The following is a 14790-nucleotide window of genomic DNA, read 5'->3' as shown; positions in this document are numbered from 1 at the left end:
CTCAGGCACCTGTTTTTTTTATAATTAGTTACGGATTAAGTAATCAAATGCACCTAAAGCTGCGTTTGCACCTGAACCCATAGAGATGATGATTTGTTTGTACGGATTATTTGTACAGTCACCTGCAGCAAACACTCCTGGTACGTTTGTAGCGCCGTGCTTATCTGTTACGATTTCACCGCGAGCGCGTTCAACAGTTTCACCTAACCAGTCTGTGTTTGGCACAAGACCGATTTGAACGAATACACCTTGTAATTCAACGTGATGAACTTCTTCAGTTTCACGATCGATGTAAGAAATACCGTTTACTTTGTCAGTACCAGTAATTTCTTTTGTTTGAACGTTTTTCAGAACAGTTACGTTTGGTAAGCTGTTAAGACGCTCTTGTAATACAGCATCAGCTTTTAATTCTGGCATGAATTCAAGAACAGTTACGTGCTTAACAATACCTGCTAAGTCGATAGCTGCTTCAATACCAGAGTTACCGCCGCCAATAACTGCTACATCTTTTCCAATGAATAATGGACCGTCACAGTGTGGGCAGTATGCTACACCTTTATTTTTGAACTCAGCTTCACCTGGTACGCCAACATTACGCCAGCGAGCACCTGTTGAAACGATTACGCTCTTACTTTTCAGAATAGCGCCGTTTTCAAGTTCCACTTCAATAAGTTCTTTTTTCTCTAAACGTTTCGCACGTTGTAGATTCATTACATCGATGTCGTATTCTTTTACGTGCTCTTCAAGGCTTGCTACTAGCTTAGGACCTTCAGTGCGTTTTACGCTGATGAAGTTCTCAATACCCATAGTATCCATTACTTGACCACCGAAGCGCTCAGCAACGATACCAGTGCGGATGCCTTTACGTGCTGCATAAATTGCTGCACTTGCGCCAGCTGGGCCGCCACCAACAACAAGAACATCGTATGGATCTTTATCAGAAAGCTCTGATGCATCTGGACCGTTACCCATTTTAGCTAAAATTTCTTCAAGTGTCATACGACCGCTTCCGAAAGATTCGCCGTTTAGGTACACAGTTGGTACTGCCATGATGTCTTTGCTTTCTACTTCCTCTTTGAATGCAGCGCCATCAATCATAGTATGTGTAATACCAGAGTTTAGAACGCTCATTACGTTAAGAGCTTGTACAACATCAGGACAGTTATGACAACTTAGGCTGATATAAGATTCAAAATGATATTCGCCTTGAATGTTTTTAATTTGATCGATTAATTTTTGTTCAACTTTTGGAGCACGTCCACTCACTTGTAGTAAAGCTAACACTAATGAAGTAAATTCGTGTCCTAATGGAATACCAGCGAATACAACACCAGTGTCTTCGCCAGGGCGATTTACGCTAAAGCTTGGTGTTCTCTCTAGTTCAACTTTTTCTACTGTAATCTTAGATGACATAGTAGCTAATTCGTCTACTAGAGATAACATATCTTTAGATACGTTATCGTCTCCTGCGCTTACTTTAAGTAAAATATCGTTCTCCATTAACTGAAGGTATTGGGATAGTTGTGTTTTTATATCTGCATCTAGTATCATTTTGATCGAACTCCTTAGATTTTGCCTACAAGGTCAAGGCTTGGTTTAAGTGTTGCAGAACCCTCTTGCCATTTAGCTGGGCAAACTTCACCTGGGTTGTTACGTACGTATTGAGCTGCTTTAATTTTGTTAACAAGAATGCTTGCGTCACGGCCGATACCGTCAGCATTGATTTCCATAGATTGGATAACGCCGTCTGGATCGATGATGAAAGTACCACGAGCAGCAAGACCTTCTTCTTCCATTAAAACGTTGAAGTTTGTAGTGATTGTGCGAGTTGGGTCACCAATCATAATGTATTCGATTTTGCCGATAGTTTCTGAGCTATCATGCCATGCTTTGTGAGTGAAGTGAGTGTCTGTAGATACAGAGTATACTTCAACGCCTAACTCTTTAAGAGTTGCATATTGGTTTTGTAAGTCTTCAAGTTCAGTTGGGCAAACGAATGTGAAGTCTGCTGGGTAGAAACAAACTACACTCCATTTTCCTTTTAAACTTTCGTCAGTAACTTGGATAAATTCTCCATTATGGTAAGCATTAGCTTTAAACGGTTTTACTTCTGTGCCGATTAATAACATGTTAAAATTCCTCCTAAATGTTGGTTTTGAGCATCAAAAAATAGTTTGCTCATAAAATATATTTTTTAATTAACTATAATAATTCTAATTCGATATTAATTATCATATAGAAGTGGTTATTTTGTCAAGAGAATAAACCAACTTTATACCAATTTAATTAATATTTATTCTCAATTAAGGCTGTTAGGGAATGGAAAGGTAATTTTCATGTCATAAATTTTCAATGAGTGTTTGAAAGAGTAGTATGTATGTTAGAGATATGGTGTAAGTATAAGTTCTTCGGAAGGAAATATTTCTTAGAAGTTTTGGATTTGAAAAGGAACTGCTTATTTCTATTTTACAAAGAATTGTGCGATAAATAAAATAAAATGAATTGGAATCTTTGTGAACAATTTTTGTCATCTCAAATATATAATTAAGAAGTATATTGCAATGATAATTAGAAACATTGACTCAAGGTACTAACAAGATATAATAAAACCTAGATATACCTTTCAAAAAGAAGAATATATATTATAGGATAAAACATTTCATCTATTACTTTTTACAGCTTTTAGAAAACGCTTACAATTAGTGTGGAGGGGAAACCATGTCTAAGTTCACGAAGTATTTTTTAATGGAAGCTACAGATGTGATTGCATATGTGCAAGAGAAATTACCTAAGTTTAAACATGCAAAGGGGTTAAAGTGTAAAGAAATAGGTGATGGCAATTTAAATTATGTGTTCCGCGTTTGGGATGAAAAGGATAATATTTCCGTCATTGTAAAGCAAGCTGGGGATACAGCACGTATTTCAGATGAGTTTAAGTTATCGACGAATCGTATTCGTATAGAATCAGATGTTTTACAGTTAGAGGAAGAGTTAGCGTCTGGACTTGTTCCGAAGGTGTATTTATTTGATAGTGTGATGAATTGCTGCGCGATGGAAGATTTATCAGATCATACAATATTACGTACAGCACTTATAAATCATCAAATATTTCCGAGGCTTGCTGAGGATTTAACGACCTTTATGGTAAATACACTTTTATTAACATCGGATGTTGTAATGAATCATAAAGAGAAGAAGGAACTCGTGAAGAATTATATAAATCCTGAGTTATGTGAGATTACAGAAGACCTCGTATACTCTGAACCATTTACAAATCATCATAAGCGTAATGAGTTATTTCCGTTAAATGATGGATGGATTAGAGAGCATATTTATAATGATAAAGAGCTTCGTATGGAAGTAGCAAAGCTTAAATTTTCTTTTATGACGAATACACAGGCATTGATTCATGGTGATTTGCATACTGGTTCTGTTTTTGTGAAAAATGATTCCACAAAGGTTATTGATCCTGAGTTTGCTTTTTATGGACCTATGGGATATGACGTTGGGAATGTAATGGCGAATTTAATGTTTGCTTGGGTGAATGCAGATGCGACCATGTCGTCTGGAGCTGAGAAGGATACGTATATGGATTGGTTACAATCTACAATGGTAGAGTTAATTGATCTATTTAAGAAGAAGTTTTTAGATGCTTGGAATATTCATGTGACAGAGGTTATGGCGAAGGAAGAAGGTTTTAACGAAATCTATTTACAATCTGTATTAGAGGATACAGCTGCAGTGACGGGTCTTGAGTTAATTCGGCGTATTGTTGGTCTGGCGAAGGTAAAGGATATTACTTGTATTAAGAATGATGTAGCGCGTGCTAGAGCGGAGCGAATTTGCCTTCAGGCCGCGAAAAAATTTATTTTACAAGCGAATCAATATAAAACAGGTAGCAACTTTGTAGAAACGTTACAAAAACAGTCCATGCATAGTGCGAAGTAAGGGGAGAAGATGATGGCAGAGCAATTAATACCAATTCAGTGGAAAGATGATGCTTTAGTGTTATTGGATCAAACGGTATTACCGAACGAAGTAGTCTATGAATCTTTTAAAACGGCTGAAAGTGTATGGGATGCAATTCAAGTAATGAAAGTACGAGGAGCACCAGCAATAGGTGTTTCAGCAGCTTATGGTGTGTATTTAGGGGTAAAGGAAGTTACTATAAGTACGATGGAAGAGTTTATAGAGGAAGTAAAAAAAGTATGTGCGTACTTAGCGACATCAAGACCAACGGCAGTAAATCTATTTTGGGCGCTTGAAAGGATGGAAAGTATAGCGGAAGAGAATGCTCACTTATCAATCTCGCAGTTGAAAGATAGATTATTAGAAGAAGCAAAAGAGATTCATAGAGAAGATGAAGAAATTAACCGTCAAATTGGAGAACATGCATTAACAGTATTCCATGATGGCATGGGAGTATTAACGCATTGTAATGCAGGTGCTTTAGCGACGACTAAGTATGGTACTGCGACAGCCCCAATGTACTTAGCGAAAGAAAAAGGATGGGACTTAAAAATCTATTCGGATGAAACACGCCCTAGATTACAAGGTTCAACGTTAACAGCATTAGAACTGCAGCGAGCGGGGATTGATGTAACAGTCATTACGGATAATATGGCAGCTATGGTCATGTCACAAGGGAAGATTGATGCGGTAATCGTTGGTTGTGACCGTGTAGCAGCAAACGGTGATGTAGCAAATAAAATTGGAACATTAGGTGTATCTATTTTAGCTAAATACTACAACATTCCATTTTATGTAGCAGCACCAACGCCGACAATTGACTTAAAAACACCGACAGGAAAAGAAATTCCGATCGAAGAAAGAGATGCTTCTGAGGTGATTAATCGTTTCGGACAATATTCTGCTCCGAAAGAAAGTAAAGTATATAATCCAGCATTTGATGTTACGCCACATGAAAATGTAACAGCGATTATTACGGAAAAAGGGATTGTAAAGGCACCATTTACGGAAAACTTAAAAAAGCTATTTCAATAAGTAGATAGATCTAAAAAGTCAGTCATCATAAGCTTCATACTTAGGGGGATGTATATGTTATTACAAAAAGAAAGAGAAGAAATTGTAGCGTACGGAAAGAAAATGATTTCTAGCGGTTTAACAAAGGGGACAGGCGGTAACATTAGTATTTTTAATCGTGAACAAGGTCTTGTTGCGATTAGCCCAAGTGGTTTAGAGTATTATGAAACAAAGCCTGAAGATGTAGTTATATTAAACTTAGATGGTGAAGTGGTAGAAGGAGAGAGAAAACCATCAAGTGAATTAGATATGCATCTTATTTACTATAGAAATCGTGAAGACATAAATGCGCTTGTGCATACACACTCTCCTTATGCGAAGACGATCGCATCATTAGGATGGGAGCTTCCTGCTGTGTCATATTTAATTGCTTTTGCAGGCCCAAATGTTCGCTGTGCGCCATATGAAACATTTGGTACGAAACAATTAGCAGAGGCTGCTTTTGAAGGCATGATTGATCGACGTGCTGTGTTACTTGCGAATCACGGTTTAATTGCTGGGGCAAATAATATAAAAATGGCGTTTACTATTGCAGAAGAGATTGAGTTTTGTGCACAAATTTATTATCAAACGAAAAGCATCGGAGAACCGAAGTTACTGCCAGAAGAAGAGATGGAGAATTTGGCGAAGAAGTTTGAAGGGTATGGGCAGCAGTAAAATGAAAACACCCTCAAGAAAAAATCTTGAGGGTGTTTCTTTATACTTTCTTAAGCAACAAATACATAAAGTAAGGTGCACCAATTAAAGCAACGACAATACCTGCTGGAATACCGCTAGGTTCGACGATATTTCGCCCGATTGTGTCTGCTAGTAGTAATAACCATCCGCCAATTAAAACGGTGATAGGCATGAATATTTGATGCCTTGGTCCTACTAAAGATTTTGCGATGTGCGGAGCCATTAGTCCGATAAAGCTAATTCCTCCTGTTACGGAAACTGCTGCAGCTGCTAGCGCAACGGCTGCAATTAATAAGTATCTTCGTTCTTTTTCAATTTCAATTCCAACGCCGATTGCGACCGGTTCATTTAATGCTAGAATGTTTAATCGATTTGCTTTGTAGAAGACAAATGGGATTAATACGATTAGCCATGGAAGCATTGCTAAAACAAATGTCCAGTCATCTCCCCAAATGTTTCCAGCTATCCATTTTGCAATAAAGTCGACTTTCATACGATCTGCTGATGAAATAAGAACGATCATTGCTCCAGATAGTGCAAATGAAAATCCGATACCAGTTAATGTTAATCGAATTGGCTGAAGTCCTGTTGATTTACTATATGAAAATACGTAAATTAGAACAGCAGTAAGGAAAGCACCGATAAACCCAACAACTGGTAGTAAGTAAAGAAATGAACCTACGTCAATTGGAAAATATAAAAAGAAGATGGAAACAGCCACACCAGCTCCAGCGTTGATTCCAAGAATACCAGGTTCAGCTAAATCGTTACGTGTAATACCTTGCAGGATAGCACCAGATAAAGCGAGCGCCATACCAGCTAATAATGTAATGACAATTCTAGGTAGTCGTAAAGAATATAAAACAAACTCCTCTTTAAATGTACCTTGTCCCATTAGTGTTGGGAGTAATCGATCATAAGATAAAGATGCTGAACCGAGCCCCATTCCAACTACAATGGTTGTAATGGTCAGTATAAGTAAAGCGAGTATGATAATACGTTGTTTTCTTAGAATAGATTGCATCATGAGAAAGTTCTTCCTCCTTTACGTACGATGAATAGGAAGAATGGTAATCCTACAATAGCGACAATTGCCGCAACTGGCGTTTCGTACGGAGCGTTAATGGTACGCCCGATTGTATCGGCAAGTAACATAAAGGATGCACCAGCAATTGCTGACATCGGTATAACAAAGCGGTAATCGGGACCGACAATAGGACGTACCATATGAGGCACCATTAATCCGATAAATGCCATGTTTCCGACAAGCGCTACAGACGCACCAGCAAGTAAGATAATAATGATAAATAAAATTGTTTTAATGACGACAATTTTTTGACCAAGTCCAATAGCAACTTCTTCACTGAAACTAAGGACTGTCAATTTTTTTGCAAGTAAGATAGCGATAAATATACTGATTGAAATAACGGGGATAATAATTTTTAATTGGCTCCAAGTCGTTCCAATTACTCCCCCGGCAGTCCAAAGTGATACCTCTTGTGAAATTTTGAAGTAAATGCCCACGCCCTCTGAAATTGCGAGTAGAAATGCTGAAACAGCAGCACCAGCTAATACAATTCGAAGGGGAGAAAGCCCACCTTTTTTCACCATGCCAACCCCGAATACCATAATAGCGCCAATTGCAGCACCGATAAAGCAAGCTAACGTTAAGTACAGATAGCTGATGGAAGGGTTGAAAGCAAGTGTTAGTGCAAGTGCAGCATTTGCGCCACCAGTTAAGCCGAGTAATCCAGGATCAGCAAGAGGGTTTCGTGTTAATCCTTGCATAATTGCACCAGAAACAGCAAGTCCAGCTCCAACAAATATGGCAGCAACTTCACGTGGTAAACGTATTTCACGAATAATAGATATTTTGTCTCCTTTAGCGGAGGAAGTAAGTGCTAACCATACATCTTTTATAGAAGTATCTGCAGCACCTAATACCATTGCAACCATAAAAATAAGGAAGAATGCAATTATGCTTAAAATGAGTTTGTATGTAAAAGCCATGGAATGTGGAGTGCCGTGATCTTTTGTCATTCGTTTCACATCTTTTCTGTTTATAGAATAAAGGAAGAGGAATTCTTAAATTAAGAATTCCTCATGTTTGTATTATTGACCAAGAAAGCTTTTCTTGAAGAAGTCTAGTTGGAAATCTAATGTAAGTGGATCATTGAAATAGAATTCCATCATGTTGGCTTCATATACGCGATTATTTTTTACTGCTGGAATGTTTTTATATGATTCTGTCTCTTGGAATGAGTTATCAGTATCTTTGTTTTTACTTACGATTAAGTAATCCCCAGCAAACTCAGGTAATACCTCAGTAGATAATGCGTAGTAACCTTCTTTTAATGCTTTTTCTTTTACTTTTTCAGGCATTTTTAATTTCATTTCTTGGTACAGAATTTCTGTTCCACGGCCCCAGTTATCGCCGTATACATAAAGCTGTTTGTTGAAGTTTTCTACAACAGAAACTGTTGCATCTTCACCGATTTTTGCTTTAATTTCTTTACCAGCTGCATCTGCACGTTTCTTGAAATCATCTACCCAAGTTTTTGCTTCTTTTTCTTTGTTTAATAATTTACCGATTTCAATATGTTGTGTTAAGTAATCAACTTTTCCGTAAGTGTATGTTACGGTAGGAGCAATTTTCTTTAACTTATCGATATTTTTAACATTTGATAAACCAATGATTAAATCTGGATTTAGTTCAGCGATTTTTTCAATATTTTCGTCTGATACTTCAGCGACATCTTTAAGTTTGCTATCAAAACGTGGGTTTTGTTTAGACCATGAATCTACCCCAACAAGGTTTACGCCTAATGACATTACGTTACCAGCGAATGATGATAAAACAACAACGCGTTGTGGATTGGCGGGAACTTCTACTTTACCATTTTCAGATTGGTATGTAATTGTTTCTGATTTACTACCTTTTTCATCGTTCTTTTTGTCTGTAGAGCCATTGCTACAAGCACTCATAGCAAGAACGAAAAGAACTGTTAGTGAAATAAATAACTTTTTCATCGTCTTTCTCCTTTAAATAGATGGTATGTGTATACAATAATTTGTTTAACTTTGATTCTTTTGGAAGATTAGCGGTAATACAAAATGCTTATTAAAAATCTTGAATGTGAGATTTCAAATAGTATTTACCATATTGATGAAAGAAAATATAACCCCAAAATTTCTAATTATTAACAAATTGATAATGATTATCACTATTGATTCTTTAAATAATATAATTTTATATAAGTGTATTGTCAATAGTAATTTTGATTGTAAATTTAGCGGAAACAGGTTATATTTTATTGAGAATGATAATCAACAACTAGTAGCTGAGGAGTGGCACGGATGAATCGAGAAGAATTGTTTGATGTAACTGTGATAGGTGGAGGACCTGCAGGGCTTTATTCAGCTTTTTATAGTGGACTCAGAGAGATGAAAACGAAAATAATAGAATTTCAACCACAGTTAGGTGGTAAAATACACGTTTATCCAGAGAAGATGATTTGGGATATAGGAGGGCTATTGCCAGTTACAGGTGATAAATTAATTGAACAACTTGTACAGCAAGGGCTAACATTTCAACCAGAAGTTGTTTTAAATACAAAAGTAGAATCAATTATTCGGAATCAAGATGGTACTTTTACATTAAAAACAAGCAATGGAGAAGAACATTTTTCAAGAACAGTTATTGTTGCAACTGGAAGTGGTATATTGAAACCGCAAAAGTTATCAATTGAAGGTGCTGAGCGATTTGAAGTATCGAATTTAAATTATACAGTTAAATCTTTGAAACGTTTCAAAGGTAAAACAGTCATTATTTCTGGCGGAGGAAATTCTGCCGTGGATTGGGCAAATGAATTAGAACCAATCGCAAAACAAGTGTATTTAACATATAGAAAAGAAGAATTATCTGGTCATGAAGCCCAAGTGAAACAATTGCTGAACAGCTCAGCGGAGTGTTTCTTTAATACATCGATTACAAAATTAATTGCTGGTGATAATCATGAGGCAATTGAACACGTAGAATTAACGAATCATGAGACGGGTGAAGTTTCTCATTTACCTATTGATGAAGTGATTATTAATCATGGATATGAACGTGACATTACATTATTAGAAAATAGTGAGTTAGATGTTGCAATTATTGATAATTATTATATTGCAGGGAATGCAAATAGTGAGTCCTCAGTAGATGGATTATATGCCGCTGGAGACATTTTAAAGCATGACGGAAAATTACATTTAATTGCAGGAGCATTCCAAGATGCTGGAAATGCTGTGAATAAAGCGAAACAATTTATTCAACCAGATGCAAGTGAATACGGAATGGTTTCTTCTCATAATGAAGTATTTAAGAAGAGAAATCGTGAATTGATTAAGCAGATGATGAAATAATAAAGGAACAAGTATACCCCCATTTACTTCTCTATTCGAATGACGAGAGATGTAAATGGGGGTTTTCCTGTTTACTATATTTTCAATCATTATAATGACACCGGTTTCATCAGTTCATATGACATGAACATTTTATTTGCAAATCATTCTAGAAAATAATGAATCTATGCTTTATTTAAGCAGAGCAGTAGTAAATTATGCTGTCCCTTTCGCTCGTTCGTTAGGAAATGGCATATTTAGTATAGAAGCAATGTATTGTTTTCCTTGTTTTCGAGCTAATGATTCTAATATTTGACGGACGCGTTTTGTAAGATGGCCTTGTTCTTTTATAGCTTCACAATATGTGTCGTAGAAAGCATATTTAGCCCAAAGGAAATCATCTTGTTGGAATAAGAAATGATTTTTGTACCATTCACCAATTGTATGATAACAATTGTTTTCGTGTATTGCTACGCTTTGAGAAAGAATACGATCAGATAAAGATGTAGTTAAATGAGAAATTGTGTTTTCTGTTTCAGCTTGTAATGTTTTTTCTAACATTGTAATGATGTGACGAGTAGCCATATGTTAACTCTCCTTTGTGTAAATGGGTAATACCATTCTATATTTAAAAAAATACTTACTATACTATTATACAATATATGGAATGCATCCACCTGCTTTTTAAACTGCATTTACAAAATCTTTTTAAGTTGTTTACAAAAATAAAGTAAAGTAAGATACAGTATATATGAAAAAATAATAAAGGAATGAATACATTGTATATAACAATAGAAGAGGCTGCGGAGTATTTGAATTTACCAAAATCGTATGTTGAAGAGTTAATTCAGCAAAAGAAAGTTCGTGCGCTATTCGATGGAGAGCAATATTTGTTAAATAAAGAACAATTCAATACACATTTAGAACAAATGGAGAAATATAAGCAATTAGTGGAAGAAATATTAAGTGAACCAATTCCAGAAGATATGGATGTTAAAGACGAAGACTAAACTTAGGGAAATCCCGTATGAAGATATGCAGAAATGTACCTTCATACGGGATTTTTTTGTATAAAAAATCATTGGAATCTCGTGATCTAGTTGAATAGAAGAGAATTTTGTAGGTATTAGTACTACATGTTAAAAGCATATTTTTTATAGCGGGGACAAACATAGAGAACATAACCTGTACAGATACATATACTATCAGTGCAAAAGCTTATAAATTAATGGAAGGGGTTTTCTCGTGAGTTTATTTGATTGGGATTTTTTAGAGAGTTTAATTGGATCTTATGTAAGAGTAAACAGAGGTGGACCAGAATCTCAAAAAGGAACAATAGTATCAATAGGTGCGGACTACTTCGTATTACAGAATGAAAAAGGAGAACACCATTACTATCAGCTTGGCCATCTGAAAAGTATTACAAAAAATACGAAAGATGGTGGAATAGGTGATTTTGAATGGTCGGAAGAGGATATTGCAGAAGACTTTGAAACGTTACTTCAAGGCTTCAAATACCGCTGGGTGAAAATTAATCGTGGTGGTCCAGAGAAAATTGAAGGTATTTTACAAGATGTTTCTAGCGATTATGTAACGTTAATTATAAAAGAAGAAGTTGTATTAATTGCACTATCTCATATTAAAAGTGTTAATTATAATGCACCAGGAAGTGGAGAGAGCGATGAGAGTAGTGATGAGAAAAGTAATGAAAACAGCAATAATTCAAGTCGAGCTCGCGCACAAAGACAATCAAGTAGAGGTAGATAATACAGAAAGGAGGGTATGAATTTGAAGAGTGTAGTATGCTGTGATCAAATCAAAGGTTTAGTAGGTGAGAATGTAAAAGTAAATCTTCGCGGACCGGAAAGTCGAGTAGGTGTACTGTCGGTGTTAGGAAAAGATTACCTTGCACTACAATTACCTCATGGAGAAGTAGTGTATTATCAGCTGAAACATGTGAAGAGTCTAGTCAGGAAAGTAAAAGAAGCGCAAGGAGACTATGGTTCATGTTTCTGCTCTGATGAAGATACTTTTTTAGATGTATTAAATGACTTGAAGTATACGTGGATAAAGATTAATCGTGGTGGACCAGAGAGTGTAGAGGGTTTATTAGGTGATATACATGATAGAAGTATTACACTAGTAAACGGTGATGAAGTCATTTATGTAATTAATTCTCATATTAAGAGTGTGAGTCAAATAGTTAAGAACAAAAAGAATGAAGAAGAATAATGTTTAATAAATAAGAGGGGCATTATGGTTGAAATTGAAGAACGATTTCATATATCACTGCAATTATTTCGCGATATATGAAAAGGAATTTCTTACTATAAAAAAACAGAAAAGTGCCCCTGATTATTTTTTGGAAATAGAATGGAGAAAATTGCATTTTCATAGAAAGGAGGATATAGATGAATGAGTTAAACAAAAGTATTGGAGAAAATATATACGTTAAATTAATCGGTGAAAAAAGATTTAAAGGTGTATTAATTGATGTAGGAAATGATATTGTAGTTCTTTACAATGGACAAGACTATGTATATATATCTTTATACCATGTCCAATATTATAAGTTTTTGAGAGGGCATGATGAAGAGATATTAAAACCAGATGTGGACTCTGTAATTAAGAGAGAATCACCTTCAATTTCTTTGAGGAAAGTATTAAGCACATCTAAAGGGATTTTCACAGAAATTTATGTGGCAGGAAATGCTCCAATACACGGTTATGTTACAAGTGTAATGAACGATTATATTGTTTTTTATAGCCCGGTTTATAAAACAGTATATATATCTTTAAGGCATTTGAAATGGTTAATTCCGTATAAAGAAAACCAAGTGCCTTATTCCCTCAATAAAAATGAACTCCCCGTAAATCCATTAAATATTACGTTAGCTCGAACGTTTGAAGAACAACTTATTAAAATGGCTGGGAAAATTATGGTTTTTGATTTAGGTGAGGAATATAACAAAATCGGAAAGATGGCGAAAATTGATGAAGGACATATTGAAATATTAAAAGCACGTGACGCAAAAATGTACGTGAACATTCAACATGTGAAATCTGTCCATTGTCCGTAGGCTAGTTTAAAGGGCTGGCTTTTTCTTTTATATATGCGGAAGAAAAGGTCGAGCCTATTTGTTTACCGTTATTTTGATATGAGGGGGAAAGTGAATTGAATATATAAGTATGTTCCTGTTTTTACTTATAAAGAGGTAATCATGTACTAAATTATAAAAAAGATATACGAGCTACCTTTTGTTGTATTCAATCCACTTTTTGAGGAAGTGCTGCTCAACTAATTTATTAAAGGGGTTTTATTTGTGGAGCAGTTTCCAAATTCGTTTTCGATTACGTTGCTTGGCAGTGCTGGTGGAGCAGCAAAAGCAGTGTTAGCAATTTTAAATCAGGTGATAGTAAATGAAAAAGATCCAATTTATGAATCGATAAAGAATGTTAAATTTCATTTAGTTGATATAAAACAAAAAGATAAAAGTTATTATGATGAGTTGTTTCCAAATTTGAAAGAGCAATTGTTTTTATATGAAATAAATCTTCAAGATGTAGTCAAATTTAAACAACATTTAAAAGAAAAAAGAACGAAGGTTGTTATTGATGTTTCAGGTGCAGATACAATTAGGGTACTGAGCTGTTGTAATGAACTTGGAATTTGTTACATTAATTCAGCTTTGGAAAATGAGGCAGTAGATCAAGACGATAGTTTACTCGGTTTTCAGCTTACGGAAAGATATACGAGGTTTGAGAAGGAGAAAGAAAAATTCACAAATACAAAAGCGATTATAGGTTCAGGTATGAATCCGGGGGTTGTTCAATGGATGGTTGTTGAACTCATGAAAGAACGGCCAAATGAAAAGCCACGAGCATGCTATATTGTAGAACACGATACGTCGTTTTTGAATGATACAGCGCTTATAAAGCCACATACACTTTACGCTTCATGGGCAGTAGAGCGATTTTTAGATGAAGCGATATGGAGTTATCCGATGTATATGAGTCATCATCGTCCTCTTTACTTTTATGAGGATGTATATGCTTCGGAGTATAAAGTGAAGTTAGGAGAAAAAGAGTTTTATGGTTGTTTAATGCCACATGAGGAAGTTTTAATTTTAGGGAAAACCTTCAATATGGAAGTGGGTTTTCTTTACCGAATTAATGAGTATACAACTAATTTAATTAGACAGAACTTAGATAAGGTAGAAGATTTATGGAATTGGAATCGTAAAGTATTTAATCCAGCTGAAGAACAGGTTGCTGGAGAGGATTTGGTTGGTGTGCTACTCGTTTATGAAAATAGTGAAACATATATGTATAACGTGATGAATAGCAGCCAAGTTTTTCAAAAATATAAAACGAATGCAACTTACTTCCAAGTAGGGTGCGGAATTTATGCAGGTTTGTGCAGTTTACTTTTAGATCCCTTTGGACAAGGTGCTTATTACGTTGAGGAGTTATTATTAAATACGGAAAGTAAGTACGGCGAATATTTAAATTTATATATGAAGGATTTTGTAATAGGGCATAATAATTTTACTGATGGATTGCTACATGATAGGGTAAGATGGATATAGGTGGTGACTAAAAAGGAAGGAGATTTCTCCTTCCTTTTTAGTATTATAAGGTTACATATTGCTCTGAAAGCAATTTCATACTTATAATTTAAGA

At 35.4% G+C, this 14790-nt stretch carries 15 protein-coding genes; 9 read left to right on the top strand and 6 right to left on the bottom strand.

What is annotated here, in order from left to right; all coding sequences use genetic code 11:
- Positions 1-24: 24 nt before the first annotated feature.
- The gene (gene ahpF, locus MR065_RS16615; protein WP_063221593.1) at positions 25-1551 is read right to left on the bottom strand and encodes an alkyl hydroperoxide reductase subunit F; all 1527 of its coding nucleotides are present in this window, start codon (positions 1549-1551) and stop codon (positions 25-27) included.
- Positions 1552-1565: 14 nt separating this feature from the next.
- Positions 1566-2129 carry an alkyl hydroperoxide reductase subunit C gene (ahpC, locus tag MR065_RS16610; protein WP_000924422.1) on the bottom strand — a complete coding sequence of 188 codons (564 nt, stop codon included), beginning with the start codon at positions 2127-2129 and terminating at the stop codon, positions 1566-1568.
- Between the two features lie 589 nt (positions 2130-2718).
- On the opposite strand from ahpC, the gene mtnK reads away from it, so the two are divergent.
- From mtnK to MR065_RS16595, 3 genes are read left to right on the top strand one after another with little or no spacing between them, the layout of a single operon-like run.
- Positions 2719-3948: an S-methyl-5-thioribose kinase gene (mtnK, locus tag MR065_RS16605; protein WP_242214430.1), complete on the top strand. Its 1230-nt coding sequence runs from the start codon at positions 2719-2721 to the stop codon at positions 3946-3948.
- Between the two features lie 12 nt (positions 3949-3960).
- Entirely contained in the window at positions 3961-5004 is a 1044-nt protein-coding gene (gene mtnA, locus MR065_RS16600) for an S-methyl-5-thioribose-1-phosphate isomerase (protein ID WP_242214429.1), read from the top strand.
- Positions 5005-5058: 54 nt separating this feature from the next.
- The gene (locus MR065_RS16595) at positions 5059-5700 is read left to right on the top strand and encodes an L-fuculose-phosphate aldolase (protein ID WP_242214428.1); all 642 of its coding nucleotides are present in this window, start codon (positions 5059-5061) and stop codon (positions 5698-5700) included.
- A gap of 40 nt (positions 5701-5740) precedes the next feature.
- On the opposite strand, the gene MR065_RS16590 is transcribed toward MR065_RS16595, so the two are convergent.
- From MR065_RS16590 to MR065_RS16580, 3 genes are read right to left on the bottom strand one after another with little or no spacing between them, the layout of a single operon-like run.
- A complete protein-coding gene (locus MR065_RS16590) occupies positions 5741-6748 on the bottom strand; it encodes a FecCD family ABC transporter permease (protein ID WP_242214427.1) in 1008 nt (335 codons plus the stop codon).
- A complete protein-coding gene (locus MR065_RS16585; RefSeq protein ID WP_242214450.1) occupies positions 6745-7785 on the bottom strand; it encodes a FecCD family ABC transporter permease in 1041 nt (346 codons plus the stop codon). Before MR065_RS16585 ends, MR065_RS16590 begins: the two co-directional genes overlap by 4 nt.
- A gap of 48 nt (positions 7786-7833) precedes the next feature.
- A complete protein-coding gene (locus tag MR065_RS16580; protein ID WP_097904952.1) occupies positions 7834-8751 on the bottom strand; it encodes an iron-hydroxamate ABC transporter substrate-binding protein in 918 nt (305 codons plus the stop codon).
- A 327-nt stretch (positions 8752-9078) separates the two neighbouring features.
- Here MR065_RS16580 and MR065_RS16575 point away from each other — a divergent pair, with 327 nt between their 5' ends.
- Positions 9079-10128: an NAD(P)/FAD-dependent oxidoreductase gene (locus MR065_RS16575; RefSeq protein ID WP_098991807.1), complete on the top strand. Its 1050-nt coding sequence runs from the start codon at positions 9079-9081 to the stop codon at positions 10126-10128.
- Between the two features lie 195 nt (positions 10129-10323).
- Here MR065_RS16575 and MR065_RS16570 read toward each other — a convergent pair whose 3' ends face one another.
- Positions 10324-10692: a hypothetical protein gene (locus MR065_RS16570; protein WP_242214426.1), complete on the bottom strand. Its 369-nt coding sequence runs from the start codon at positions 10690-10692 to the stop codon at positions 10324-10326.
- A 185-nt stretch (positions 10693-10877) separates the two neighbouring features.
- Here MR065_RS16570 and MR065_RS16565 point away from each other — a divergent pair, with 185 nt between their 5' ends.
- The 5 genes from MR065_RS16565 to MR065_RS16545 all read left to right on the top strand — a co-directional run bounded on the left by MR065_RS16565 (position 10878) and on the right by MR065_RS16545 (position 14696).
- On the top strand, positions 10878-11117 hold the full coding sequence (locus tag MR065_RS16565; RefSeq protein ID WP_242214425.1) for a helix-turn-helix domain-containing protein: 240 nt from the start codon (positions 10878-10880) through the stop codon (positions 11115-11117).
- Positions 11118-11352: 235 nt separating this feature from the next.
- A complete protein-coding gene (locus MR065_RS16560) occupies positions 11353-11874 on the top strand; it encodes a spore coat protein (protein WP_242214424.1) in 522 nt (173 codons plus the stop codon).
- Between the two features lie 21 nt (positions 11875-11895).
- Positions 11896-12339 (top strand): spore coat protein, encoded by a 444-nt coding sequence (locus tag MR065_RS16555; protein ID WP_242214423.1) that lies wholly within the window; start codon positions 11896-11898, stop codon positions 12337-12339.
- 179 nt (positions 12340-12518) lie between these two features.
- A complete protein-coding gene (locus tag MR065_RS16550; protein ID WP_097904946.1) occupies positions 12519-13187 on the top strand; it encodes an LSm family protein in 669 nt (222 codons plus the stop codon).
- A 243-nt stretch (positions 13188-13430) separates the two neighbouring features.
- The gene (locus MR065_RS16545) at positions 13431-14696 is read left to right on the top strand and encodes an S-adenosylmethionine decarboxylase related protein (RefSeq protein ID WP_242214422.1); all 1266 of its coding nucleotides are present in this window, start codon (positions 13431-13433) and stop codon (positions 14694-14696) included.
- Positions 14697-14790: the final 94 nt, after the last annotated feature.

It is taken from the genome of Bacillus cereus group sp. BfR-BA-01383, assembly GCF_022663495.1.
GTDB classification, from domain to species: Bacteria; Bacillota; Bacilli; order Bacillales; family Bacillaceae_G; genus Bacillus_A; species Bacillus_A cereus_AU.
Note: the sequence above shows the minus strand (reverse complement) of the source record. Positions and strands in the feature narration are given on the sequence as shown.

Excerpts from the sequence above, each read along its gene's own strand:
- ahpC (WP_000924422.1), bottom strand. The coding sequence starts at position 2,129 with ATGTTATTAATCGGCACAGAAGTAAAACCGTTTAAAGCTAATGCTTAC.
- MR065_RS16580 (WP_097904952.1), bottom strand. The coding sequence starts at position 8,751 with ATGAAAAAGTTATTTATTTCACTAACAGTTCTTTTCGTTCTTGCTATG.
- MR065_RS16575 (WP_098991807.1), top strand. The coding sequence starts at position 9,079 with ATGAATCGAGAAGAATTGTTTGATGTAACTGTGATAGGTGGAGGACCT.
- mtnA (WP_242214429.1), top strand. The coding sequence starts at position 3,961 with ATGGCAGAGCAATTAATACCAATTCAGTGGAAAGATGATGCTTTAGTG.
- MR065_RS16570 (WP_242214426.1), bottom strand. The coding sequence starts at position 10,692 with ATGGCTACTCGTCACATCATTACAATGTTAGAAAAAACATTACAAGCT.
- MR065_RS16590 (WP_242214427.1), bottom strand. The coding sequence starts at position 6,748 with ATGATGCAATCTATTCTAAGAAAACAACGTATTATCATACTCGCTTTA.
- MR065_RS16565 (WP_242214425.1), top strand. The coding sequence starts at position 10,878 with ATGAATACATTGTATATAACAATAGAAGAGGCTGCGGAGTATTTGAAT.
- MR065_RS16550 (WP_097904946.1), top strand. The coding sequence starts at position 12,519 with ATGAATGAGTTAAACAAAAGTATTGGAGAAAATATATACGTTAAATTA.
- ahpF (WP_063221593.1), bottom strand. The coding sequence starts at position 1,551 with ATGATACTAGATGCAGATATAAAAACACAACTATCCCAATACCTTCAG.
- MR065_RS16595 (WP_242214428.1), top strand. The coding sequence starts at position 5,059 with ATGTTATTACAAAAAGAAAGAGAAGAAATTGTAGCGTACGGAAAGAAA.
- mtnK (WP_242214430.1), top strand. The coding sequence starts at position 2,719 with ATGTCTAAGTTCACGAAGTATTTTTTAATGGAAGCTACAGATGTGATT.